Below are 23,856 nucleotides of genomic sequence, written 5' to 3'. Positions count from 1 at the left end.
AGGGCGCCCGTTTCCTGGGATCACCCGCAGGGCTTGGGTCCCTGGGGGCGCATGCCGTCGTTGCCGCCTCGTTGTGTGCAGTGAGCACACCGCCTCGGCGGCGCCTAGGCCTGCGCCCCCAGGCATCCAAGCGTGAGGCTCCAAATAGCGTTAACAGGCCCTAGCGCCATGAGCTACGTCGGCCGGTTCGCCCCTTCGCCCACCGGGCCGCTGCATGCCGGCTCGCTGGTGGCGGCGCTGGCGAGCTGGCTCGACGCGCGCGCGCACGGCGGGCGCTGGCTGGTGCGCATCGAAGACGTCGACGGCCCCCGCTGCGTGCCCGGTGCCGACCACGAGATCCTGCGGCAGCTGGCCGCGGTGGGGCTGCTGCCCGACGAGCCGCCGCAATGGCAGAGCCGCCGCGGTCCGCTCTACCGGAACGCGCTCGACCGCCTGCTTGCGGCCGGCTGGGCCTACCCCTGCGGCTGCACCCGGCGCGACATCGAGCTGGGGCTCGGGGCCTCGGGCCGGCAACGCAGCCGCCACGGCGAACTCGCCTACCCCGGCACCTGCCGGCCCAGCCACGGCGGCCTGCGTGGCAAGGCGCCGCGGTCGGCCCGGCTGGTCTGCGCGATGCACCCGGCCGACCGCATGGACGAGGCCCCGCCGCTGCTGATCGACTGGCTCGATCGCCGGCTGGGCCGGCAGCGGCAGGACGTCACCGCAGAAGTGGGCGACTTCGTGCTGCAGCGAGCCGACGGCCTGTGGGCCTACCAGCTCGCGGTGGTGGTGGACGACGCCGAGCAGGGCGTGACCGACGTGGTGCGGGGCGAGGACCTCGCCGACAACACGCCGCGCCAGATCCACCTGCAGCGCTGCCTCGGCCTGCCGGCCCCGCGCTATCTGCACACGCCACTGGTGCTCGGCCCCAACGGCGAGAAGCTGTCGAAGCAGAACGGCGCGCAGGCGCTGGCGCTGGACGACCCGCTGGCCGCGTTGCAGGCCGCCGCTCAGGTGCTGGGCCTGCCGCAGTTCGCCGCCGCCGACCTGCCTGGCTGGCTGGCCGCCGCGGTGGCCGGCTGGGGCAGGCTCACAGCCGCTTGCGCATGACCGCGCGCGAGGACGTGTGGCGGCCACCTCCTCGAAGCCGGCGCCTGCGGCCGCCTCGAAGTCCAGTGCCGGCGTGGCTGCTACAGTGCGGGCTCGGTCGGCAGTTCACCCAGGCGTTGCCGCGCGATCCGCTCGCGAGCTAAACCTGCCCATACAAACTTGTCCTGATGCGGTTTCGCCCCGTGCGCCGCGCTGCAAGTCGGCAACCCCAGCCCCCGGCCCCGTTGCCGGGCCCGGCGCATCGGACGGAGAACCGACGATGACTGCTTCTTCCCGCGAGCTCGTGCCCTTGCACGCAGCCGATCTCTCCAGCTTTGCGAAGGCGCTGCGCCGCCAGCTGCTCGACCGGTTCGAGCGCGAGGCGCGGCCGCCCGGCCATGTGGAGCTGCTCAACATGCTGGCGCGCGCCGCCGGGCACCGCAACCTGCAGAGCCTGCAGGCGGCAGCGCCCGCAGCCCTGCCGCAAGCCGCCCCGCCAGTTGCCGCGACACTGACCGACGCAGCCCAGCGGGCGCTGCGGCTGTTCGACGACCACGGGCGCCTGACGCGCTGGCCGATCAAGTACTCGACGCAGCGGTTGCTGCTGTGGGGCTTGTGGATGCGCTTCGACGGCAAGCGCCGCTACACCGAGCGCGAGGTCAACGAGGTGCTCAATGCGCACCACACCTTCGGCGACCACTGCATCCTGCGCCGCGAGCTCATCAACATGCGGCTGCTCGAGCGCAAGCCCGATGGCTCCGAATACCGCAAGGTGGCGGCCCGGCCGCAGGCTGAGGTGGCCGCGCTGCTGCGCGCCTTGCGGGCGCGGCGCGGCTGAGCAGGTGCTCGCGACGGCTGCATCAGACCGCGAGCAGGTGCTCGCGACGGCTGCATCAGACCGCGAGCAGGTGCTCGCGACGGCTGCATCAGACCGCGAGCAGGTGCTCGCGGTAGTGCAGCAGCTCGTCGATCGACTCGTGGATGTCGGCCATCGCCGTGTGCTTCTGCGCCTTCTTGAAGCCTTCCAGCGCCGCCGGCTTCCAGCGCCGCGCCAGCTCCTTGAGCGTGCTGACGTCGAGGTTGCGGTAGTGGAAGAAGGCTTCCAGCTCGGGCATGTAGTTGGCGAGGAAGCGGCGGTCCTGGCAGATCGAGTTGCCGCACATCGGCGACTTGCCGGCGGGCACGAAGTGCTTCAGGAAGGCGATCAGGTCGGCCTGCGCCTGTGCCTCGTTGACCGAGGAGGCCTTCACCCGGTCGATGAGGCCCGAGCGGCCGTGGGTGCCCTTGTTCCAGGCATCCATCCCGTCGAGCGTCGCGTCGCTCTGGTGCACGGCATACACCGGACCTTCCACGCGGACGGCCAGCGTCGGGTCGGTGACCACCACGGCGATCTCGATGATGCGGTCGCTGTCGGGTTTCAGGCCGGTCATCTCGAGGTCGATCCAGATCAGGTTCTGGTCGCTCGGCTGCAGGGCGGTGGCGGCGGTATCGGCGGCGGTGCTGGTGTCGGTCATGGGAGAGCCTTCCTGAGGAGCGGCCATTGTCGGCCAACTCGCAGGGCCAAACCGTAAACTCGGCGCCCATGCAGTCTTCCGTCCTCACCTTCGTCTTTGCCGGCTTCCTGGCCGCCTCGCTGCTGGCCAGGCTGTGGCTCGCCTCCCGGCAGGTGCGCCACGTGGCCGCGCACCGCGGCAGCGTGCCGGCCCCGTTTGCCGGCACGGTGTCGCTGGCCGCACACCAGCGCGCCGCCGACTACACCATCGCCAAGCTGCGCTTCGGCCTGCTCACCATGGCCGTGGGCGCCGCGGTGCTGCTGGGCTGGACGCTGCTGGGCGGCCTGGGCGCGCTGAACGTCGCGCTGCGCGATGTGGTGCTGCCGCGCTGGGGCGGCATGGCCTACCAGCTCGCGCTGCTGTCGGCCTTCGTGCTCATCGGCGGCCTGATCGACCTTCCGTTCGAGGCCTGGAGCACCTTCCGCATCGAGCAGCAGTACGGCTTCAACCGCATGACCCTCGGCCTCTGGCTGGCCGACCTGGCCAAGGGCGTGCTGCTGGGCGCGGTGCTCGGCCTGCCGATCGCCGCGCTGATCCTGTGGCTCATGGGTGCGGCGGGGCCGATGTGGTGGCTGTGGGCCTGGGGGGCCTGGATGGGATTCAATCTGCTGATGCTCGTGCTCTTCCCCACGGTCATCGCGCCGCTGTTCAACAAGTTCCAGCCACTCGAGGACGATGCGCTGAAGACCCGGGTGCAGGCGCTCATGGCACGCTGCGGCTTTGCCGCCAAGGGCCTGTACGTGATGGACGGCTCACGCCGCTCTGCCCATGCCAATGCCTATTTCACCGGCTTCGGCGCCGCCAAGCGGGTCGTGTTCTTCGACACGCTGCTCGCCAAGCTGAACCCGGGCGAGGTGGAGGCGGTGCTCGCGCATGAGCTGGGCCACTTCAAGCACAAGCATGTGCAGAAACGCATCGTCTCGATGTTCGCGCTCAGCCTGGCCGGCTTTGCGCTGCTGGGCTGGCTGGCCCAGCAGGCCTGGTTCTATGCCGGGCTCGGCGTGTCGCCCAACCTCGGCGAAGGCGCGCCGAACGACGCGCTGGCGCTGCTGCTGTTCCTGCTGGCCGGGCCGGTGTTCGGCTTCTTCGTCTCGCCGCTGTTTGCCGGGCTGTCGCGCCGGCATGAGTTCCAGGCCGACGCCTATGCCTGCGCGCAGGCCAGCGCCAAGGACCTGGCGGGCGCACTGCTCAAGCTCTACGAGGACAATGCCTCGACGCTGACGCCCGACCCGCTGTACGTGCGGTTCTACTACTCGCACCCGCCGGCTTCGGAGCGGCTGGCGGCCATGGAGGGCGTATGAGTCGCGAGCTGGCCATGATGAAGTGCGTGGTGCCGCTGCAGGGCGGCCCCATGACGTCGCAGGAGATCGAAGACCACCTGAAGAAGGTGCAAGGCTGGTCGCTCCAGGGCGGCGCCATCGAGAAGACCTTCTCCTTCGCCAACTACCACGAGACCATGGCCTTCGTGAACGCGCTGGCCTGGATCGCGCATGGCCAGGACCATCATCCGGATCTGGCGGTGAGCTACGACCGCTGCGTGGTGCGCTTCAACACCCATTCGGTGGGCGGCATCTCGATCAACGACTTCATCTGCGCGGCGAAGGCCGACGCACTGCTGCAGCCGTGAGGCCTGCTTGACGAAGGCGGTCGTCCTCGACACGGGCCTCGTGGTGGCCAACCATGGCCGCCACTACATCGTCGAAACCCCCGACGGCGAACGGCTGATCTGCCACCCGCGCGGCAAGAAGAGCGACGCCGTGGTGGGCGACCGCGTGCGCTGGCAAGCCGCGGGCGACGAAGGGGTCATCGAGCACATCGAGCCGCGCCGCAATCTCTTCTTCCGCCAGGACGAATGGCGCACCAAGTCGTTCGCCGCCAACATCGACCAGCTGCTCGTGTGGGTGGCGGTGGAGCCGGTGTTCAGCGAGTCGCAGCTGGCACGCGCGCTGATCGCGGCGGAGCAGGCCGGCATCGCGGTGCGCATCGGCCTGAACAAGGTGGACCTGCCCCAGGCCGAGGCCGCACGGCAGCGCCTGAAACCGTATCGCGACATGGGCCACGAGGTGCTGGAGTGTTCGCTTCGCGGCGACCGCGGCGGCTCCACCGCCATGCTGATGCCGCTGCTGCAGGGGCGCAGCACGCTGGTGCTCGGCCCCTCGGGCACGGGCAAGAGCACGCTCATCAACACGCTGGTGCCGGATGCGAGCGCGCAGGTCGGGGAGGTCTCGCAGGCGCTGAACTCCGGCCGCCACACCACCACCAGCACGCAGTGGTACTGGCTCGACCCGCAACACGAGTCGGCCCTGCTCGACTCGCCGGGCTTCCAGGAGTTCGGGCTCAAGCAGGTGGAAGCCACCGAGCTGGCCTCGCACATGCGCGACCTGCGCGGCTACTCGGGGCAATGCCGCTTCTACAACTGCACCCACCTGCACGAGCCGGGCTGCGCGGTGCGCCAGGCGGTGGACGCGGGCGAAGTGAGCGCTTCGCGCTACCGCATCTATTGCGAGCTGTTCGAAGAGCTGAGCCAGAAGCGCTGGTAGGCGCCGGGCCAGCAGCGGCGGCTCAGCCCAGCAGGTTCGCCAGCGACAGCAGCGCCAGCAGCAGCATCCACAGCACCACGGAGCGCCAGACGAGGCCGACAACGCTGCGCAGGTGTCCGAATTCGGGCGCCATGCCGGGGGTGGAGCCCTCGGCCTCGGTGGACTGAGCATCAACCCCCACCTCGAAGGTCTTGGACCGGTCGGGCGTGAGGCCCGGTGCCGCGCCGCCGCCCAGCCGCACACCCACCGCGCCGGCAGCCGCCGCGAGGATCACCCCCTCGTGCGGCTGGCGCCAGAGCGACGCATAGCGCCGCCAGCACTCCACCGCTTCCTCGAAGTTGCCGACCACCGCAAAACCAAAGGCGGTGAGGCGGGCCGGCAGGTGGTCGAGCAGCCCGAACAGGCGCTGCGACAACTGCATGAGCCGCTCGTTCGTCGGCACGCCCACGGTGCGGCTCTTGAAGGCCCAGTAGCGGGTCGCGAACTCCGCCATGCGGTACAGCACGGCGCCCATCGGCCCCAGGCCGACCGCAGACAGCACAATGAACCAGAAGAACACGCCGAACACGTGGCGGTGCGCTGCGAGCAGCGAGTGCTCGATCACATGGCGCAGCAGCTCGGCACGCGGCAACTCGCTGGCGTCGAGATGGCGCCATTCGGCGAGCAGCCGGCGGGCGGCGAGTTCATCGCCCCGCTCGAGTGCGTCGCGGATGTCGGTGAAGTAATGGCTGAAGTGGCGAAACCCGAGCGTGAGGTACAGCACCACCACGTTCCAGCCCAGCGCCAGCAGCAGGCTGAAATGCGCGGCGAGCAGGTAGACCAGCGCGACCAGTGCGGCCGGCGTGAGCACCGTGATGCACCACACGACCCAGGCGTGATGTTCCTTGCCCGCATCGAAGTTGCGGCCGGTCCAGCGAACCCAGCCGATCAGCGAGTCGTGAACCCAGTTATTGCGCGGCAGGGGCCGCAGTTGCTCGATCAGCAGAGCACACAGCACGGCGAAAAAACTCATGCCGGCATCATAGCGACGGCTTGCGGCCGCAAGACGCGCATCAGGCGATCAGGCAGCGATAGAGATTGCGCAGCATCGCCGCCGTGGCGCCCCAGATGAAGTAGCGCAGCACCGTGCCGTCGGCGAGGCGGTCTTCCCAGGGCATCGCGAACACCTCGCGGTGCTCGCCCTGCCATTCGATGAGGCGGCGCTCGTGATTGGCGGGGTCGAGGATGAAGGCCAGCGGCACCTCGAATACGTCGTCCACCTCGAAGGGATCGGGGGTGGGTGCGAACCCCGGCGTCACCAGGCCCACCACCGGCGTGACGATGAAGTTGGTCACCGTGGTGTATTCGGGCAGCAGGCCGATCACCTCGACGTACGAACGCGCAAGGCCGATCTCTTCTTCGGTTTCGCGCAGCGCCGTATCAGCGGCGTCCACGTCGTCCGGTTCGGCACGGCCACCCGGGAAACTGATCTGCCCGGCATGGTCGCGCAAGTGGGCGGTACGGCGGGTCAGCAGCAGGGTCGGCTCGTCGCGCAGCACCAGCGGCACCAGCACCGAGGCACGCGCCGGCGGCCGGTCGGACACCTGCCGCTCGGCGATCAGCTCCGGCGTCCAGGCCGGCGGCGCGGCGAAGTGCTCGCGCAGCGCATCGGGCCGCAGGCGCTCCAGGGGCACGCGCGGCAGGTCGGCGCCGGTGCCGATCACCGGCAGCAGTTCAGGGTCGAAGCGAGGGGTTTGCTGGGACATGCTCACCGACGACAAAAAAGCCGCCTGCGGGACGCAAGGCGGCTTTTTCGCATGTGGGCGGAACCGAGGTCGATCATCGGGCCGCTTGTCGCTTCGCTCAGGCCAGCTTTTCCTTGATGCGGGCCGACTTGCCGCTGCGCTGGCGCAGGTAGTACAGCTTGGCGCGGCGCACATCGCCGCGGCGCTTCACTTCGATGGAAGCGATCAGCGGGCTGAAGAGCTGGAAGGTACGCTCCACGCCTTCGCCGCTGGAGATCTTGCGGACGATGAAGCTGGAGTTCAGGCCGCGGTTGCGCTTGGCGATCACCACGCCTTCGTAGGCCTGCACACGCTTGCGGGTGCCTTCGACCACGTTGACGTTGACGATGACCGTGTCGCCAGGGGCAAAGGCGGGGACGTTCTTGTTGAGGCGAGCAATTTCTTCTTGCTCGAGCTGGCGGATCAGATCCATGAGGTTCTCCAAGTGATCGTGTCGGCGCTCGCCCATGCGGTTCTGGGCACATGGCCCGTGGCGGCCCGGCAGAGGATCGAAAAGCCGGCCATTATAGCTGAAGGCCGGCCAGAAAGCGCTCATCCGCCTTCGAAAGCCGCCCGGCTGCCCGCGCCGCGGCAATGAGGTCGGGGCGGCGCCGGGCGGTGAACTCGAGCTGGCGCTCGCGCCGCCAGCGGGCGATGTCGGCATGGTGGCCCGACAGCAGCACCGGCGGCACGGCCCGCCCGTCAGGCATCTGCTCGGGCCGGCTGTAGTGGGGGCAGTCGAGCAGACCGTCGGAAAAGCTGTCCTGCACATGCGACTGGGCGTCGTTGAGGACGCCGGGCTTCAGCCGCGCCACGGCATCGAGCAGGGCCAGCGCCGGCAGCTCGCCGCCGGAGAGCACGAAGTCGCCCAGGCTCAGCTCCTCGTCGACATGGGCATCGACGAAGCGCTGGTCGATGCCTTCGTAGCGGCCGCACACCAGCACCGCCCCCGGCTGCTGCGCCAGCGCGGTGACGCGGGACTGCGAAAGCGGCGTGCCGGCCGGGCTGAACAGCACCACGCGCGTCGGCGCGAGGCCGGCTGCGGCCTGTTCCGCACGGATGGCCGCGAGCGCCCTTTCCAGCGGCTCGACCAGCATCACCATGCCCGGGCCGCCGCCGTAGGGCCGGTCGTCGACGCGGCGGTAGTTGTCCTCGGCGAAGTCGCGCAGCGGCCACAGGCGCACGTCCACCGTCCTGGACTCGAAGGCGCGCCGCGTCACCCCGGTGGCCTGGAACGGCGCGAACAGTTCGGGGAACAGCGTGATGACGTCGAAGCGCACCTGGCCCGCCCGCTCAGTAGTCGAGGCCCCAGTCCACCAGGATGCGTCGGCCGGGAATGTCGACCTGGTCGACGTATTGCGCGACGAAGGGGATCAGGCGCTCTTCCTCTTCCGGCTTTTCGCCTTCGGTCTGGCGCACCACCCGCAGCACGCTGTGCGCGCCGGTGTCGAGCAGGTCGGCCACCGTACCGAGCGCAACGCCCTCGCGGTTGACCACGGCCAGGCCGATCAGGTCGACCCAGTAGAACTCGTCGGTCGCGGCGGTGGGGAAGCTGGAGCGCGGCACGAACACGCGCGCGCCCTTCAAGGCCTCGGCCGCATTGCGGTCGGGCACTTCCTGGGCGGTGGCGACCACGACGTCGCCATGCTCCTTGGCCTGCGTGATGCGCAGGCGCACCGGCAGCGCCGGCGCGCCGGCCGGGCGAGGCTTGCCGGCAGGCGGCTGGAGGTACCAGCGGCGGGTTGAAAACAGAGCCTGGGGATCCGAGGAGAAGGGCAGGACCTTGATCCCGCCCTTGATGCCCCAGGCGTCGACGATGCGGCCGACCTCGACCGCGTCGTCAGGCCAGGCGACCTGCTCGTCGTCGAGCGTGAACACGCTCACGTCAAGCCGCCTCGGCGCCGCAGCTTCAGGCTGCGGGAGCGACAGTGGCCTTGGCCTGCTTGACCAGGCGCACGACCGTGGGCGACGGCTGGGCGCCGTTGCCGGTCCAGTGCTCGAAGCGGTCGAATGCCACGCGCAGGCCCTGCTCGGTTTCGGCGGCCATCGGGTTGTAGAAGCCGATGCGCTCCAGGAAGCGGCCATCGCGGCGGTTGCGCGAGTCGCTGACGACGATGTTGAAGAACGGGCGCTTCTTGGAGCCGCCACGTGCGAGTCGAATCACGACCATGATGTTTCCTCAAGGACTATGGAAGCGACTGCCGCACCCGGGAGACACGCGGGGCTTGTCAGTCCGAGGCGCCCTGCCCTCGCGGGCCCGGCACCGTAGATCGGTGAGGTTAGATACGCCCCGTACACCTTCTCGAAAGGCAGTGCCGAGGCCAGCACCGAAACCGCGCATTATAAACTCGAAGCGACCTGTTGCCACCTACTTCCGATGAAGCCGCTCCTCATCCGCCCCAGCACGCCTGAAGACGTCCCCGCCATCACCGCCATCTATGGCTGGCATGTGCAAAACGGCACAGGCACCTTCGAACTCGAGTCTCCCGGCGTCGAAGAGATGGGCAGGCGCCGCGACGACGTCCTGTCCAAGGGCCTGCCCTGGCTGGTGGCCGAGCGGGGCGGCCAGGTGCTGGGCTATGCCTATGCCAACCACTTCCGCCCGCGCATGGCCTACCGCTTCGCGCTCGAGGACTCGATCTACCTCGCGCCCGACGCGCAGGGCCAGGGCATCGGCAGGCTGCTGCTGGCCGAACTGCTGGCCCGCTGCGAGGCGGCGGGCGCGCGCCAGATGCTGGCGGTGATCGGCGACTCGGCCAACGCCGGCTCGATCGGCGTGCACCGGTCGCTCGGCTTTTCGGACCTGGGCGTCATGAAATCGGTCGGCTGGAAGTTCGACCGCTGGCTGGACGTGGTGCTGATGCAGCGCAGCCTGGGCTCGGGCGACAGCCGGGAGCCGGCCGAGTACGGCGCGGCATCGTGAACGGCTACAAGTCCAAGACGCTGGCGGCTTGGATCGCGCTGCTGGCCGGCAGCCTCGGCCTGCACCGCTTCTACCTCCACGGCCTGCGCGACGGCTGGGGGTGGCTGCACCCGTGGCCCACGCTGCTGGGCGCCTGGGGCTTGCTGCGCATGCAGCAGCTGGGGCAGGACGACCGCCTGGCCTGGGCGCTCATCCCGCTGGCCGGGCTCATGGTGGCGCAGGGCGCGCTGTGGGCCATCCTGTACGGCCTGATGCCCGACGAGCGCTGGAACGCCCGCTTCAACCCGCAGGGGCCCGAGCACAAGACCGGCTGGTCCACCGTGTTTGCGGTGGTGCTGGCGCTGATGCTGGGCGCCGCCGTGCTGATGGCGACCATCGCCTTCAGCGGGCAGCGCTACTTCGAATACCAGATCGAGGAAGCCCGCAAGATCAGCCAGTGACCGCCGCCCGCCCCTCGGCGTGCGCGGCCACTCAGAACAGGTACAGGCTCATGCCGTAGAACACGGCCGCGATGAAGGCCGAGGCGGGGATGGTGAAGATCCAGGCCCAGACGATGTTGCCGGCCACGCCCCAGCGCACCGCCGAGGCGCGCTGCGTGGAGCCCACCCCGACGATGGCGCCGGTGATGGTGTGGGTGGTGGACACCGGAATCCCCAGCGCCGTGGCAAGGAACAGCGTCATCGCCCCGCCGGTTTCGGCGCAGAAGCCGCCCACCGGCTTGAGCTTGGTGATCTTCTGGCCCATGGTCTTGACGATGCGCCAGCCGCCGAACATGGTGCCCAGCGCGATGGCGATGTAGCAGGTCCAGATCACCCAGGTGGGCGGCAGCTTGTCGGCCGTGCTGGCATAGCCGGTGGCGATGAGCAGCATCCAGATGATGCCGATGGTCTTTTGCGCATCGTTGCCGCCATGGCCGAGGCTGTACAGGCCGGCCGACAGCAGCTGGGCGCGGCGGAACCAGCGGTCCACCCGCAGCGGCGTGGTGCCCCGCACGAGCCAGGCCACCACCACCATCAGCAGCGAGCCGAGGGTGAAGCCCAGCAGCGGCGACACGAAGATGAAGGCGACCGTCTTCAGCACGCCGGCGGCCACCAGCCCGCTCACGCCTGACTTGGCGATGACTGCGCCGACGATGCCGCCGATCAGCGCATGCGATGAGCTCGACGGGATGCCGTACCACCAGGTGATGACGTTCCAGGCGATGGCCCCGACCAGCGCACCGAACACCACGTGAGCGTCGACGATGCCCGGCATCACGATGCCCTTGCCGATGGTGGCCGCCACGCTCAGGTGGAACACGAACACCGCGATGAAGTTGAACAGCGCCGCGAACACCACCGCCTGCTGCGGCTTGAGCACCCCCGTGGACACGACGGTGGCGATGGAATTCGCCGCGTCGTGGAAGCCGTTCATGAAGTCGAACGCGACGGCCAGCACGACCAGCGTTGCGACCACCCAGAAACCGAGCTGGACTGTTTCCATCAGCGTGACAGACGTGAGGCGCGAGGCGCGGCCACGCGGATCAGGAGTTCTCGAGGACGATGCCCTCGATCAGGTTCGCGACATCCTCGCAGCGGTCGGTGATGGACTCGAGCTGCTCGTAGATGGCCTTGAGCTTGATGAGCTCGCGCACGTCCTCCTGCTCGCGGAACAGCTTGGACATCGCGGCACGCATCACGCGGTCGGCGTCGGACTCGAGCTTGTCGATCTCCTCGCAGGTCTTGAGCGCGGCTTCCACCGCAGCGTGGTCGCTGATCTTGGGCAGCAGGCCCACCGCGTGGGCGACCCGTTCGCAGCACTTGGCCGACAGGTCCGCCAGGCGCAGGGTTTCCTCGGTCATGGCGCGCACGTCGTATAGCTGCATGGTTTCGGCGGAATCCTGCAGCAGGTCGAGCACGTCGTCCATCGCGTTGATGAGGCCGTGGATCTGCTCGCGGTCGATCGGCGTGATGAAGGTCTTGTGCAGCAGCCGGTTCACTTCAGCCGTGATCTTGTCGGCCTGGTGCTCGGCATGGTCCACGCTCGCCGCATGCTGCTCGCGCAGCGTGCCGTCCGCGTAGTTCTCCACCATCGCCATGAAGGCGCGCGAGCCCGCGATGATCTGGTCGCCGTGCTGGTTGAACAGCTCGAAGAAGTTGCCCTCGCGGGGCAGCAGCTTGCCAAAGAGCATGAAGGGCGCTCCGAAACAACGCGACCCGGCCTGCACCATGCAGCCGGGTCGGTGTCATCAAATTTTCAACGCCGGGAGTGTAGCCCCGGATGTCGACAGCGACGCCATGCCCCCCGCGGGCCCGGCGAATTCACGCGGGCCGCGGAAGTTCTCGAGCCAGCCGAGCAAGCGCTGCATGTCGGTCCCGCGTGCCGCCGGGTTGAAGGCTTCGGTGTCGACGGCCAGCCAGGGAACGGCGCTTGCTTCGAAGTGCGGCGCATAGGCGCCGGCCAGATCCTGCAGGTAGGCGTCGGCGATGTCCTGCTCCATGGCCAGGCCGCGCCGCGCGATGCGCGCCTGCAGCGTCGTGGTGGAGGCCTGCAGCCAGATGACGAGGTCGGGCGCCGGCACCTGCGGCGCGTAGCGGCGATGGATCTGCGTGTACAGGCGGTGGTCTTCGTCGCCCAGCGTGAGCCGTGCGAACAGCGCGTCCTTCTCGAAGGTGAAATCGCTCACCAGCCCACCGTCGAACATGCCGCCTTGCATCAGCTCGCGCATCTGCTCCAGGCGCTGGAACAGGAAGAACAGCTGCGTCTGCAGCGCATACGGGTTGGCTGAAAGGTCCTCGGTGCCGGCGGCGTAGTAGCGCTCGAGGTAGGGGTTCTCCTCGGGCTTCTCGAAAAAGGCCCGGGCCCCGAACAGGGCCGCCAGCCTGCGGGTGAGCGAGCTCTTGCCGACGCCGATGGGCCCTTCGATGGCGATGTGCCGGAAACGGGTGAACGGGTTGAATCCTGTCATCGCGGCGATTCTAGGAAGCCGCCTGCGCGGCCCCGCCCCTCACTGCCACGCCGGCAGCCGCTCGATGGCCTGCCCTGCCACCGCGCCGAGGCAGGCGGAAAGCGGCCCCCGCGTGGGGTGCACGATCGCGGGGGCGAGCTCCAGCAGCGGATGCAGCACGAAGGCCCGCTCCTGCAGGCGCGGATGCGGCAGCACGAGGCCGGGCTCGTCCAGCACTACCTCGCCGAACGTCAGCATGTCGAGGTCGAGCGTGCGCGGTGCGTTGCGATACGGCCGCTCGCGCCCGTGCGCGGCTTCGATGGCCTGCAAGGCCTGCAGCAGCTCGCGCGGCGGCAGTTCGGTGTCGAGCGCGGCCACCGCATTGAAGTAGTCGGGGCCCGACGAGTCGATGGGCGCCGTGCGGTATGGCGAGGACACCGCCGCCAGCCGGCTGTGAGGCAGCCGGCCCAGCGCGTCGACGGCCTGGCGCAAGGTGGCGAGCGCATCGCCGAGGTTGGCGCCGAGGCCGATGTAGCAGCGCGTCGGCGTCATGGGCTGCCCGGCCCCGTCTACGCGTCGCCGCCGGCCGGCGCCACGTCGGCACTGCCGCCGCCTTCGACCGCCGGCTTGCGGCGGCGGCGCCGCCGCTTCTTGGCAGCCGGCGCCGACGCGTCCGGTCCGGCGGCCACGCGCCTGGCGTGTTCCTGCTGCCGGGCCTGGTCGACCAGGGCATGCCGCTCGCCGGGGCTGGCCAGCGAGAAGGCCTCCCACCAGCGCGCCAGCTCGGGGTCGGCCTCGCCGGCGTCGGCCCGCAGGCGCAGGAAGTCGAAGCCCGCCCGGAAGCGCGGCTGCTCGACCAGGCTGGCCGGACCGCTGCCGGTGCGCCGGTCGAAGCGCGGCTGCATCATCCAGATCTCGCGCATGTCGGCCGCCAGCTTGCCGCGGCCGGAGATGTCGCCGATGCGGGCGTTGAACACCTCGTCGATGGCCTGCTGCAGCGCCGGGAACGGCGGCTCGCCCTTCTTCTTGAGCTGCTCCCAGCGCTTCTGCACGTCGTGCCACAGCATGCTCGCGAGCATGAAGCTCGGCGCCACCGGCTTGTCCTCGTTGACGCGGCGGTCGGTGTCGGCCAGCGCCAGCTGCACGAACTTCTCTCGGCCGTCGTGGCGGTGCGCCTCGTCGAGCACCACGTCGAGCACCGGAAACACGCCGCGGTGCAGGCCCTGCTTGCGCAGCTCTTCCAGCGAGGCGAGCGCATGGCCGGTCTGCAGCAGCTTGATCATCTCGTCGAACAGGCGCGACTGCGGCACGTTGTCGAGCAGCGCCGCCATCTCCTTGATGGGCGCGCGAGTCTTCGGCTCGATCTCGAAGCCCAGCTTCGCGGCGAAACGCACCACGCGGATGATGCGCACCGGGTCTTCGCGGTACCGGGTCACCGGGTCGCCGATCATGCGCAGCACGCGCTTCTTGGCGTCCTTGATGCCGCCGTGGTAGTCGACCACGATCTCGGTCTGCGGGTCGTAGTAGAGCGCGTTGACGGTGAAGTCGCGGCGGGCCGCGTCCTCGATCTGCGGGCCCCACACGTTGTCGCGCAGCACCCTGCCGCTGGCATCGACGACGTGGCTCTTGCCGACGAGGTCCTGCTTGGAGGTCTTTTCGTTGCCCTCGACCTGCTCGGCCGCCGCATTGTCGAGATAGGCCCGGAAGGTCGAGACCTCGATCACCTCGTGCTCCCGGCCGCGGCCGAACACCACGTGGACGATGCGGAAGCGCCGGCCGATGATGAAGGCGCGGCGGAACAGCGCCTTCACCTGCTCGGGCGTGGCGTTGGTCGCGACGTCGAAGTCCTTGGGCCGCAGCCCCAGCAGCAGGTCGCGCACCGCGCCGCCGACGATGTAGGCCTCGTGGCCGGCTTCCTTCAGCGTGGCGACCACCTTGACGGCGCGCTCGTCCACCAGCGCCGGGTCGATGCCGTGTTCCGCCTTGCCCACCTCCACGCGCTTGCCGGAGACCTTCTTGGGGCCGCCGGCCGCGTTGCTGCCGTTCTTGCCGAGCAGCTTGTCAATGAATTTCTTGATCATCGAAGAGTTTCAGGATGCGCCAACCGCGCTCGCGTGCCACCGCTTCCAGGGCCGGTGACGGATTGGTCGCCACCGGATCGTTCACCCGCTCCAGCAGCGGCAGGTCGTTCGGCGAGTCGCTGTAGAAGCTCACGCGCTTGAATTCGGCCAGCGAACGTCCCTGCGCCGCCAGCCATTGCTCGACCCGGGTGATCTTGCCCTCGCGGTAGGACGGCACGCCGTGGATGCGACCGGTGATGTTACCCGTGTCGTCGCGGTGCAGTTCCACCGCGATGAGCTCGGCCACCCCGAAGGCAGCCGCGATCGGGCGGGTGACGAACTCGTTGGTGGCGGTCACGATGGCGATCGCGTCGCCCTGCGCCCGATGGCGCTCCACCAGTTGCAGCGCCGCCGGCCTCAGCTGCGGCGCGATCACCTCGTCCATGAAGCGCTGGTGCGCCGAGGCCCGCTCGGCGTCGGTGCGGCCGCGCCACGGCCGGGTGGTGAAGTCGATGTAGGCCTCGATGTCCAGGCGGCCGGCGAGGTACTGCTTGTAGAAGGCGTCGTTGCCGGCGCGGAATACCTCGTCGTCAGCCCAGCCGATGCGCACCATGAACTCGCCGAACGCATGGTCGGAATCGAGCGGCAGCAGCGTGTGGTCGAGGTCGAACAGGGCGAGGTTCATGGCATGTCGTGGCCGCCTTCGGCCAGCATCTGCTTGAGCAGCGGCACCGTCACGGCACGCTGATTGGCCAGCGCAAAGGTGTCCAGCCGGTCGAGCAGGGTCATCAGGAAACCGAGGTCGCGGGCGAAGCGGGTGAGCAGGTAGCCCATCACCTCGTCGGACAGGAAGATGCCGCGCCGGTCCGCCTCGCGGCGCAGCACGGCGCGCACCTCGGACTCCGAAAGCGGCTCCAGCTGGAACACGAGGCCCCAGCCGAGGCGGGTGCGCAGGTCGTCGCGCACCCGCAGGTCGACCGGCGGCACGCTGCCGGCAGCCACCACCGGCAGGCCATGGGTGGCCGCCTCGACGAACAGTGCAAAGGCCGCGTGCTGCTGGGCCTCGTCGAAGCCGTCGCAGTCGTCCAGCACGATGGCACGCCAGCTTTCGTCGAAGGCCCAGGGCGTGGCGTCGCGCGGCGAGAAGCCGCCCACGCGTTCGCCGTGCAGCTCTGACTGCCGCGCCAGCGCCTGCAGCAGGTGGCTCTTGCCGCTGCCCGCCGGCCCCCAGAGGTAGACGGGCGTGGCCGGCAGCGGCCAGCGGCTCAAGTGGTCCAGCGCCTGGGCATTGCGGCCAGTGACGAAGTTCTCGAAGCCGGGCGTGGGCCCTGCGGACATCAGCAGCGGCAGCTGCTTCATGGTCTGGATCTCGAAATCGAAGGGAGCATCAGGCGCCCGAATAGAGGCGGCTGCCCAGGTAGAGGGCGCGCAGGCGGCGCACCGCCACCAGCCCGATGGCCGACAGCGGCAAGGCCACCAGCACGCCCACGAAACCCAGCAGGTGACCGAAGGCCAGCAAGGCGAAGATCACCGTGATGGGGTGCAGCCCGATACGCTCGCCGACCAGGCGTGGGGTGAGGAAGAAGCTTTCGACCACCTGCCCCAGCCCGAACACCGCCGCCACCGCCAGCAGGCCGTACAGGCTCGCGAACTGCAGCACGCCGGCCAGCAGCGCCAGCACCAGGCCGACGCCGAAGCCGAGGTAGGGAATGAACATCGCCACGCCGGTGAACACGCCCACCGGCACGGCGAGGTCGAAGCCGAACAGGGCCAGGCCGACGCTGTAGTAGACGGCCATGATGAACATCACGAGCAGCTGGCCACGCAGGTACTGGCCGAGCACGTAGTCGCACTCGGTGGCGAACTGGTGCACGTTGCTGCGCAGGCGCAGCGGCACCAGCTCGTGCAGCAGCTTCGCCAGGTGGTCCCAGTCGAGCATCAGGTAGAACAGCACGACCGGCACCAGCACCGCATTGCCCAGGATGGCGAGCAGGAAGCTGCCGCCGATGCGAGCCGAACTCAGGATGGTGCCCAGCCAGTCTTCGAAGTTGGCGTTGAAGTACTTGACGACGAAGCCCTTGAGGCTCTCCACGTCGAGCGACACATGGATGCCGAACTGGGCCAGCCAGGGCGCCAGGCGATCGTTGGCCCGGGCCGCCAGCACGGGGATCTGCTCGCGCAGCAGCGGCAGTTCCTTGCTGAGGATGGGCACGATGAGCAGCAGCACCGCCAACGCGACCAGCATGGCCAGCAGCTCGACCAGCAGGATGGCCAGCCAGCGCGGCATGCGGGTGCGCCTGGCCAGGCTCTCGGCGGCCGGCCGCAGCACATAGGCCAGCACGGCGGCCAGCACGAAGGGCGCCAGCACCGGGGCCAGCAGCCACAGCAGCAGCACGACGGCCAGCCCGATGCCGGCCCAGGCGAGCGTGCGTTTCTGCGAGGGGGACAGCTGCATGTGGGTGGGTTCGAGGGGGTGGAACTCTGCGGGGCGAACACCCGCTTGCGCGGGGAACCGCGCGGATTCTAGTGGCCGCCCGGACGGGCGGACGGCGCCCGCGGGTTGATTTCAGTGCAGCCGCGGCCGTCGCTGGCTGCGCATTTCCTCAAGACGCCCCGACATCGCGGCATGGTCCCGTGCACCCGGGGTGTGCGCCAGGTACTCGCTCAGGTCGGCGGCGGCCGCCTCGTACTGGCCCACCTCGGCCAGCGCCAGGCCGCGGTCGCGGCGTTCTGCCCAGTCCTGCGGCAGCAGCACGACGAGGCGCTCGAGCACCGGCAGCACCCGCGGCCAGTCGCCCGCGGAGCGGTGGATCTCCTTCAGGTTGCGCAGCATCCGGGCGAGCACCTCGCGCGGCGCCGCCGCCTGGAGGAAGAGGCCGAGCGGGAGTTCGTCCTCGCCCGCCAGGCCCTGGCGGCGCCGGTAGGGTGCCAGCCGTTCGTCGAGGTCCTCGCGCGACAGCGACTGCCCGCTGAAGGGGTCGATCACCACGTCGCCGTGCTGCGCGCCCGACTGCATGCGCAGCTTCACCAGGAAGTGGCCGGGGAAGGACACGCCCCGGGCGGACAGGCCGACCTGGTTGGCCAGCTCGATGTAGAGCACGCCCAGCGAGATGGGGATGCCCCGGCGCGTGCTGAGCACGCTGTGCAGATAGCTGTTGCCCGGGTCGTAGTAGTCGTTCACGTTGCCGGCAAAACCCAGCTCGTCGAAGAAGTAGCGGTTCAGCAGCCGCAGCTTCTGGATCGGCACCATGTCGGACGGAATGCGCCGCTTCAGACGGTCGGCCAGCGTGTCGATCTCGGCCAGCACGCCCTGCACGTCGAGGGTGGGGTATTCGTCTTGCGCCAGCGAGGCAGCAGCCTCGGTAAGCGCGAAGCTCGCATCGTCGGCCACCAGCATGGCGAAGTAGTCCAGGCGGGACACCGACGCGGACGGCAGGTACTGCATGGGTTCAGTGTAGGTCGGTGCTGCTGCGGGAGGAGGGAGCGGCAACCCGCAGAAACAGATTGAGATTGCCGCCCGCCGGGGCTCAGGCCCGTTTGATGAAGGTCTTGATTCGCAGGCCGGCGGCCGCCAGCACGGCGAAGTACACCACCACCGCGCCCAGGATCACTGCGGCAAGCCAGCCGGCACGCAGGAGTTCGTTGGCGCCCAGCGCCACCCAGTCGAAACGCCGCGAAGCCCACAGCAGCCCGGCACCCATCACGCCCGCCGCCAGCACCACCCGCAGTCCGAAACCGAACCAGCCGGGCAGCGGCTGGTAGCTGCCGCGCCGGCGCAGGCCCCACAGGAGCCAGCCCGCGTTGATCAAGGCGGCGACCCCGATCGAAAGCGCCAATCCGGCGTGACCGAGCTTCGGCACGAACACGAGGTTCATCAGCTGGGTCAGCACCAGCACCACCACGGCGACGCGCACCGGCGTACGGATGTCCTGCCTGGCGTAATAGCCCGGCGCCAGCACCTTGAGGCCGACCAGGCCCATGAGGCCGGCGCCATAGCCCATCAGGGCCACCACCGTCTGCTGCACGTCCTGCGCGCTGAAGGCGCCGCGGTGGTAGAGCACCGACACCAGCGCCTGCGGAATGATCAGCAGCGCCACCGCGCAGGGCAGGGCCAGCAGCACCACCAGCCGCAGGCCCCAGTCGAGCAGCGCCGAATAGCCGGCGGCGTCGTCGCGGGCCTGGGCGGCCGACAGCTGCGGCAGCAGCACCACCCCCAGCGCCACGCCCAGCAGCGCCGTCGGGAACTCCATCAGCCGGTCGGCATAGGTGAGCCACGACACCGCGCCGGCGCCGAGCTGGGTCGCGATCTGGGTGTTGATCAGCAGCGAGATCTGGGCGACCGACACGCCCAGCAGCGCCGGCGCCATCTGCCGGAGCACACGATGCACTCCTTCGTGCGACCAGGCCGCGCGAATGGCCCGCGGGCCCAGCCCGATGTGCGGCAGCGCACCGATCTTGCGCAGCGCCGGCACCTGCACGGCCAGCTGCAGCAGCCCGCCCACCATGACGCCGACCGCCAGCGCATAGATCGGCTCGACGCCCCAGCCCTGGAAGCGCGGCACCAGCAGCCAGGCGGCCGCGATGAAGCTCAGGTTCAGCAGCACCGGGGTGGCGGCGGGCACCGCGAAACGCTTCCAGGTGTTGAGGATGCCGGCCGACAGCGCCACCAGCGACATGAAGCCGATGTAGGGGAACATCCAGCGGGTGAGCCCGGTGGCCACGTCGAAGCCGCCGCTCTGGCGCAGGCCCTCGCCGATCAGCAGCACCAGTAGCGGCGCCCCCACCACCCCCAGCACACAGGTGACCAGCAGCGCCCAGAAGAGCACGGTGGCCACCGCGTCGATCAGCCGGTGGGTGGTTTCGTCGCCATCGGCGGCGCGGCTGGCCGCCAGGATGGGCACGAAGGCCTGCGAAAACGCGCCTTCGGCGAACAGCCTGCGCAGCAGGTTCGGGATGCGGAACGCCACGTTGAAGGCGTCGGTCATCGCGCTGGCGCCGAAGGCCGCGGCCACCATCTGCTCGCGCACCAGCCCGGTGATGCGCGACGCCAGGGTGAGCAGGGAAACCAGGGAGGCGGCACGCAGCAGGTTCATTCGGCAGGTTCTTTTCGGTCGCAGGCGGTCCGGGCGGGGACGAAAGCGGGCGCGATTATAGGAAGTGCCTACTAACGCCCCGCCGGCCGGCTATCGAAAGCAGGCGGTGCGTGCTATACTCGCCGGCTTTCCAGCCGTTCACCTGGGGTAAATACACACATGGCCACCTCCTCCAAAGCCAAGAAAAAGACGGTTCGACTGGCGTCGGGCCGCAAGCGCGCGCGTCAGGACGTCAAGCTGAACGCGGCGAATTCCTCCCTGCGCTCGAAGTTCCGCACCGCCATCAAGGGCGTGCTCAAGGCCGTGTCGGCCGGCGACAAGAGCAAGGCTGCTGAAACCTTCAAGTCCGCCCAGAGCGTGATCGACTCGATCGCCGACAAGGGCATCTTCCACAAGAACAAGGCCGCTCGCTACAAGAGCCGCCTGTCGGCCAAGGTCAAGGCGCTGGCTGCCTGAACCCGATTTCCAGGTGAACGAACGAAGGCCCGCGAAAGCGGGCCTTTTCATTTGGGGCCGGGCTCGGGCAGCAGGCAGGCCTCGATGACCTGGAGGTTGTTGTCCCGGGCGAAGTTCATGACGAAGTCCCAGGCCATCACCTCGATGTCCCGCAGCGCCTCGTTGACCACCACGCATTTCACGCCGTCGATCACCGTGGGCACGCAGTACGGCGAGTAGCCGATGTGCGCCCCGGGGCCCCGCAGGCCGCCGCCGGGGCGGAAGCACGACATGGCGCCCGCCAGGCGTTCGGCCCAGTCGCTCGGCCGGAAGGTCTTGCCGTCCTTGGTGAGGCCCTGGATGAAGACTTCGCGGGATTTGGACTGCGGCGTGGACACGGTACGGCGGACAGGCGGGAGCGCGAACGCGAAACGCGTATTGTGCTGCAGCGCAACAGCTCGCCGGAACCGGGGGCGAGCGGCCGCGGGTGATTCATCACGCACTCTTAGAATGTTGCAGGCGCGGCCCTCTTCCGGTCCGCGCCCTCTTTCTTCTGGAGCCAGACGATGACCGACACCGCGACCCCGAACACCTCGCACGTGATGAACACCTACGGCCGCCTGCCGTTTGCGCTGTCGCATGGCCGAGGCGTCCGGGTGTGGGACACGCAGGGTCGCGAGTACCTCGACGCGCTCGCCGGCATCGCGGTCAACACGCTCGGCCACGCCCATCCGAAGCTGGTGCCGGCGCTGCAGGACCAGGTGGCCAGGCTGATCCACTGCTCCAACTACTACCAGATGCCGCTGCAGGAGCAGCTCGCCGCCAAGCTGTGCGAGCTGTCGGGCCTGTCGAACGTGTTCTTCGGAAACTCGGGGCTCGAGGCCAACGAGGGCGCCATCAAGATCGCCCGCAAGTACGGTCACGACAAGGGCATCGACCTGCCGGAGATCGTGGTCTACGAACGCGCCTTCCACGGCCGCTCGATCGCCACCCTGTCGGCCACCGGCAATACCAAGGTGCAGAAGGGCTTCGAGCCGCTGGTGCCCGGTTTCGTGCGGGTGCCGCTGAACGACATCGCGGCGGTCGAGGAAGTGGCCAAGACGCGGCCCAACGTGGTGGCGGTGTTCCTCGAGACGATCCAGGGCGAGGGCGGCATCAACCCGGCGCGCGCCGAGTACCTGCAGGCGGTGCGCCGCATCTGCGACCAGCGCGGCTGGCTGCTGATGATCGACGAGGTGCAATGCGGCGTCGGCCGCACCGGCAAGTGGTTCGCGCACCAGTGGGCCGGCATCAAGCCCGACGTGATGCCGCTGGCCAAGGGCCTGGCGGGCGGCGTGCCGGTGGGCGCCATCGTCTGCGGGCCGAAGGCCGCCAACGTGCTGGGCCCGGGCAACCACGGCACCACTTTCGGTGGCAACCCGCTGGCCATGCGCGCCGGCATCGAGACGCTGCGCATCATGGAAGAGGACAAGCTGCTCGACAACGCCGCGCGCCAGGGCGCGCTGCTGAAGGCCGAGTTCGAGCGCGAGTTCGCCGGCAACCCGGGCGTGGTGGAAATCCGCGGCCAGGGCCTCATGCTCGGCATCGAGCTCGACCGCCCCTGCGGCGAGCTGCTGGGCCGCGCCGCAGAGGCGGGGCTGCTGATCAGCGTGACGGCCGACAAGGTGGTGCGCCTGCTGCCGGCGCTCATCCTGACCGAGGCCGAAGCGCGCGAGATCGTCACCCGCCTGGTGCCCCTGATCAAGGACTTCCTCGCCGCCAAGCCGGCTGCCTGAGCGCGATGAACATGAAACCCGGCCAGACTCTCAGCAAGCACTACCTGCAGTTCAAGGACTTCCGCGCAGAGGAATACGCCTACCTGTTCGAGCGCACCGCCATCATCAAGAAGCGCTTCAAGAACTACGAGAAGTACCAGCCGCTGGTCGACCGCACGCTGGCGATGATTTTCGAGAAGGCCTCCACCCGCACCCGCGTGAGCTTCGAGGCGGGCATGTACCAGATGGGCGGCTCGGTGGTGCACCTCACCACCGGCGACAGCCAGCTCGGTCGCGCCGAGCCGGTGGAGGACTCGGCGCGCGTGATCAGCCGCATGGTCGACCTGGTGATGATCCGCACCTTCGAGCAGGCCAAGATCGAGCGCTTCGCCGCGCATTCGCGCGTGCCGGTGATCAACGGGCTCACCAACGAGTTCCACCCCTGCCAGATCCTCGCGGACCTGTTCACCTACATCGAGCACCGCGGCGCCATCCAGGGCAAGGTGGTGGCCTGGGTGGGCGACGGCAACAACATGGCCAACACCTGGCTGCAGGCGGCCGAGATCCTGGGCTTCACCGTGCATGTGAGCACCCCCAGCGGCTACGGCGTCGACCCGGCCGTGGCCGGCATCACCAACACCGGCTGCTACAAGGTCTTCAAGGACCCGATGGACGCCTGCCGCGGCGCCCACCTCGTGACCACCGACGTCTGGACCAGCATGGGCTACGAGGCCGAGAACGAAGAGCGCCGCAAGGCCTTCGCCGACTGGTGCGTCGACGCCGAGATGATGGGCGTGGCCCGCAAGGATGCGCTGTTCATGCACTGCCTGCCCGCGCATCGCGGCGAGGAAGTGGCCGCCGAGGTGATCGACGGGCCGCAGTCGGTCGTGTGGGACGAGGCCGAGAACCGGATGCACGTGCAGAAGGCGCTCATGGAATACCTGCTGCTGGGCCGCATCGGCTGACCTTTCTTTCGCGGGCCCGGGCAGTCCATGAAGCTCGCCATCCTCACCGACCTGCATGCCAACCGAGAGGCGGTGCAGACCTGCCTCGCGCAGGCCCGTGCGGCCGGCGTCGACCGGTTCGCCTTCATCGGCGACTACGTCGGCTACGGCGCCGACCCGGCCTGGGTGGTCGATCAGGTCCGCAGCCTGGTCGAGCATGAAGGCGCGGTGGCGGTGCTCGGCAACCACGACAACGCGACCGCGCGGGAGCCGTCGGCCACGATGGACCCGGAAGCCGCGGACGCGTCGCAGTGGACCCGCTCGCAGCTCGACGCGTCGCAGCTGAGGTTCCTCGGGTCGCTGCCGCTCACCGCCACGCTGGGCCACTGCCTGTTCGTGCATGCCAACGCCTGGGCGCCGGCCGAATGGGGCTACATCCACAGCCGTGGCGACGCGGTGCGCAGCCTGCAGGCCACCGATCGCCTCTACACCTTCTGCGGCCACGTTCACGAGCCGCGGCTGTACCACATGTCGGCCACCGCCAAGGTGCTCGACTTCCAGCCGGTGCCCGGCGTCGCGGTGCCGCTGCTGCCCACGCGGCGCTGGCTGGTGATCCCGGGCTCGGCGGGCCAGTCGCGCGACGCCAACCCGGCGGTCTGCTGGGCCAGCTTCGACACCGAGTCGCTCGAGCTGGTGTTGCACCGCGTGCCCTACGACTTCGACACCGCGGCAGCCAAGGTGCTCGCCGCCGGCCTGCCGCCGCGCTGGGCCGAGCGGCTGCGCACCGGGGTCTGAAC

29 protein-coding genes are annotated in these 23,856 nt (G+C 69.3%); 11 read left to right on the top strand and 18 right to left on the bottom strand.

All coding sequences use genetic code 11. The features are described from left to right. The first annotated feature begins 168 nt into the window (after positions 1–168). Both gluQRS and E8D38_RS24085 read left to right on the top strand, forming a co-directional pair. Positions 169–1,089, top strand: a complete 921-nt coding sequence (gluQRS, locus tag E8D38_RS24090) for a tRNA glutamyl-Q(34) synthetase GluQRS (protein WP_140636462.1) — start codon at positions 169–171, stop codon at positions 1,087–1,089. A 259-nt stretch (positions 1,090–1,348) separates the two neighbouring features. Next, a complete protein-coding gene (locus tag E8D38_RS24085) occupies positions 1,349–1,906 on the top strand; it encodes a DUF2087 domain-containing protein (RefSeq protein WP_140636460.1) in 558 nt (185 codons plus the stop codon). An 88-nt stretch (positions 1,907–1,994) separates the two neighbouring features. Here the strand turns inward: E8D38_RS24085 and orn are convergent, their stop codons facing one another. Continuing rightward, a complete protein-coding gene (gene orn, locus E8D38_RS24080; RefSeq protein ID WP_140636458.1) occupies positions 1,995–2,582 on the bottom strand; it encodes an oligoribonuclease in 588 nt (195 codons plus the stop codon). 68 nt (positions 2,583–2,650) lie between these two features. Here orn and E8D38_RS24075 point away from each other — a divergent pair, with 68 nt between their 5' ends. From E8D38_RS24075 to rsgA, 3 genes are read left to right on the top strand one after another with little or no spacing between them, the layout of a single operon-like run. Further along, complete coding sequence (locus E8D38_RS24075) at positions 2,651–3,922, top strand: M48 family metallopeptidase (protein WP_140636456.1); 1,272 nt, start codon at positions 2,651–2,653, stop codon at positions 3,920–3,922. After that, a complete protein-coding gene (locus E8D38_RS24070; RefSeq protein ID WP_140636454.1) occupies positions 3,919–4,248 on the top strand; it encodes a 4a-hydroxytetrahydrobiopterin dehydratase in 330 nt (109 codons plus the stop codon). The genes E8D38_RS24075 and E8D38_RS24070 overlap by 4 nt, the downstream gene beginning before the upstream one ends. A 7-nt stretch (positions 4,249–4,255) precedes the next feature. Next, positions 4,256–5,161: a ribosome small subunit-dependent GTPase A gene (gene rsgA / locus E8D38_RS24065; RefSeq protein ID WP_140636452.1), complete on the top strand. Its 906-nt coding sequence runs from the start codon at positions 4,256–4,258 to the stop codon at positions 5,159–5,161. Positions 5,162–5,183: 22 nt separating this feature from the next. On the opposite strand, the gene E8D38_RS24060 is transcribed toward rsgA, so the two are convergent. From E8D38_RS24060 to rpsP, 6 genes are all read right to left on the bottom strand, one after another. Next, positions 5,184–6,173, bottom strand: coding sequence for a CobD/CbiB family protein (locus E8D38_RS24060; RefSeq protein WP_140636450.1), 990 nt, complete (start codon positions 6,171–6,173; stop codon positions 5,184–5,186). A gap of 40 nt (positions 6,174–6,213) precedes the next feature. Then, entirely contained in the window at positions 6,214–6,906 is a 693-nt protein-coding gene (locus tag E8D38_RS24055) for a CoA pyrophosphatase (RefSeq protein WP_140636448.1), read from the bottom strand. Between the two features lie 97 nt (positions 6,907–7,003). Then, positions 7,004–7,357, bottom strand: coding sequence for a 50S ribosomal protein L19 (gene rplS, locus E8D38_RS24050; protein ID WP_140636446.1), 354 nt, complete (start codon positions 7,355–7,357; stop codon positions 7,004–7,006). A gap of 91 nt (positions 7,358–7,448) precedes the next feature. Further along, the gene (gene trmD, locus E8D38_RS24045; protein WP_140636444.1) at positions 7,449–8,204 is read right to left on the bottom strand and encodes a tRNA (guanosine(37)-N1)-methyltransferase TrmD; all 756 of its coding nucleotides are present in this window, start codon (positions 8,202–8,204) and stop codon (positions 7,449–7,451) included. 13 nt (positions 8,205–8,217) lie between these two features. Beyond that, positions 8,218–8,808, bottom strand: coding sequence for a ribosome maturation factor RimM (rimM, locus tag E8D38_RS24040; protein ID WP_246099635.1), 591 nt, complete (start codon positions 8,806–8,808; stop codon positions 8,218–8,220). Positions 8,809–8,833: 25 nt separating this feature from the next. Then, entirely contained in the window at positions 8,834–9,094 is a 261-nt protein-coding gene (gene rpsP / locus E8D38_RS24035) for a 30S ribosomal protein S16 (protein ID WP_140636442.1), read from the bottom strand. Positions 9,095–9,301: 207 nt separating this feature from the next. Here rpsP and E8D38_RS24030 point away from each other — a divergent pair, with 207 nt between their 5' ends. Further along, positions 9,302–9,847 carry a GNAT family N-acetyltransferase gene (locus tag E8D38_RS24030; RefSeq protein WP_140636440.1) on the top strand — a complete coding sequence of 182 codons (546 nt, stop codon included), beginning with the start codon at positions 9,302–9,304 and terminating at the stop codon, positions 9,845–9,847. Further along, positions 9,844–10,287 carry a TM2 domain-containing protein gene (locus tag E8D38_RS24025; RefSeq protein ID WP_246099634.1) on the top strand — a complete coding sequence of 148 codons (444 nt, stop codon included), beginning with the start codon at positions 9,844–9,846 and terminating at the stop codon, positions 10,285–10,287. Before E8D38_RS24030 ends, E8D38_RS24025 begins: the two co-directional genes overlap by 4 nt. 31 nt (positions 10,288–10,318) lie before the next feature. Here the strand turns inward: E8D38_RS24025 and E8D38_RS24020 are convergent, their stop codons facing one another. The 10 genes from E8D38_RS24020 to murJ all read right to left on the bottom strand — a co-directional run bounded on the left by E8D38_RS24020 (position 10,319) and on the right by murJ (position 19,926). Further along, a complete protein-coding gene (locus tag E8D38_RS24020) occupies positions 10,319–11,329 on the bottom strand; it encodes an inorganic phosphate transporter (protein WP_140636436.1) in 1,011 nt (336 codons plus the stop codon). Positions 11,330–11,369: 40 nt separating this feature from the next. After that, complete coding sequence (locus tag E8D38_RS24015) at positions 11,370–12,017, bottom strand: DUF47 domain-containing protein (RefSeq protein WP_140636434.1); 648 nt, start codon at positions 12,015–12,017, stop codon at positions 11,370–11,372. A 57-nt stretch (positions 12,018–12,074) separates the two neighbouring features. After that, entirely contained in the window at positions 12,075–12,794 is a 720-nt protein-coding gene (locus E8D38_RS24010; protein WP_140636431.1) for a deoxynucleoside kinase, read from the bottom strand. Between the two features lie 39 nt (positions 12,795–12,833). After that, positions 12,834–13,325 (bottom strand): 2-amino-4-hydroxy-6-hydroxymethyldihydropteridine diphosphokinase, encoded by a 492-nt coding sequence (folK, locus tag E8D38_RS24005; RefSeq protein ID WP_140636429.1) that lies wholly within the window; start codon positions 13,323–13,325, stop codon positions 12,834–12,836. 17 nt (positions 13,326–13,342) lie between these two features. Next, entirely contained in the window at positions 13,343–14,854 is a 1,512-nt protein-coding gene (gene pcnB / locus E8D38_RS24000; protein ID WP_140636427.1) for a polynucleotide adenylyltransferase PcnB, read from the bottom strand. Next, entirely contained in the window at positions 14,835–15,518 is a 684-nt protein-coding gene (locus E8D38_RS23995; protein ID WP_140636425.1) for a histidinol-phosphatase, read from the bottom strand. The genes pcnB and E8D38_RS23995 overlap by 20 nt, the downstream gene beginning before the upstream one ends. Further along, on the bottom strand, positions 15,515–16,192 hold the full coding sequence (gene hda / locus E8D38_RS23990; RefSeq protein ID WP_140636423.1) for a DnaA regulatory inactivator Hda: 678 nt from the start codon (positions 16,190–16,192) through the stop codon (positions 15,515–15,517). Before hda ends, E8D38_RS23995 begins: the two co-directional genes overlap by 4 nt. A 28-nt stretch (positions 16,193–16,220) precedes the next feature. Beyond that, on the bottom strand, positions 16,221–17,288 hold the full coding sequence (locus tag E8D38_RS23985; protein WP_140636421.1) for an AI-2E family transporter: 1,068 nt from the start codon (positions 17,286–17,288) through the stop codon (positions 16,221–16,223). Positions 17,289–17,399: 111 nt separating this feature from the next. After that, complete coding sequence (locus E8D38_RS23980; protein ID WP_140636419.1) at positions 17,400–18,278, bottom strand: SirB1 family protein; 879 nt, start codon at positions 18,276–18,278, stop codon at positions 17,400–17,402. Between the two features lie 82 nt (positions 18,279–18,360). Continuing rightward, positions 18,361–19,926, bottom strand: coding sequence for a murein biosynthesis integral membrane protein MurJ (gene murJ / locus E8D38_RS23975; protein WP_140636417.1), 1,566 nt, complete (start codon positions 19,924–19,926; stop codon positions 18,361–18,363). A gap of 159 nt (positions 19,927–20,085) precedes the next feature. On the opposite strand from murJ, the gene rpsT reads away from it, so the two are divergent. Beyond that, positions 20,086–20,382: a 30S ribosomal protein S20 gene (gene rpsT, locus E8D38_RS23970; RefSeq protein ID WP_140636415.1), complete on the top strand. Its 297-nt coding sequence runs from the start codon at positions 20,086–20,088 to the stop codon at positions 20,380–20,382. Between the two features lie 47 nt (positions 20,383–20,429). Here rpsT and E8D38_RS23965 read toward each other — a convergent pair whose 3' ends face one another. After that, positions 20,430–20,759 carry a DUF3579 domain-containing protein gene (locus tag E8D38_RS23965; protein ID WP_140636413.1) on the bottom strand — a complete coding sequence of 110 codons (330 nt, stop codon included), beginning with the start codon at positions 20,757–20,759 and terminating at the stop codon, positions 20,430–20,432. A gap of 168 nt (positions 20,760–20,927) precedes the next feature. Here E8D38_RS23965 and E8D38_RS23960 point away from each other — a divergent pair, with 168 nt between their 5' ends. From E8D38_RS23960 to E8D38_RS23950, 3 genes are read left to right on the top strand one after another with little or no spacing between them, the layout of a single operon-like run. After that, complete coding sequence (locus tag E8D38_RS23960) at positions 20,928–22,136, top strand: aspartate aminotransferase family protein (RefSeq protein WP_140636412.1); 1,209 nt, start codon at positions 20,928–20,930, stop codon at positions 22,134–22,136. Positions 22,137–22,147: 11 nt separating this feature from the next. Continuing rightward, positions 22,148–23,080 carry an ornithine carbamoyltransferase gene (gene argF / locus E8D38_RS23955; RefSeq protein WP_140636411.1) on the top strand — a complete coding sequence of 311 codons (933 nt, stop codon included), beginning with the start codon at positions 22,148–22,150 and terminating at the stop codon, positions 23,078–23,080. A 27-nt stretch (positions 23,081–23,107) separates the two neighbouring features. Beyond that, positions 23,108–23,854, top strand: a complete 747-nt coding sequence (locus tag E8D38_RS23950; protein ID WP_140636410.1) for a metallophosphoesterase family protein — start codon at positions 23,108–23,110, stop codon at positions 23,852–23,854. Positions 23,855–23,856: the final 2 nt, after the last annotated feature.

Source organism: Methylibium rhizosphaerae (assembly GCF_006386545.1).
Lineage (GTDB): Bacteria > Pseudomonadota > Gammaproteobacteria > Burkholderiales > Burkholderiaceae_C > Pseudorivibacter > Pseudorivibacter rhizosphaerae.
The sequence above is the reverse complement of the archived record's forward strand: the minus strand, read 5'-3'. Positions and strand labels throughout refer to the sequence as shown.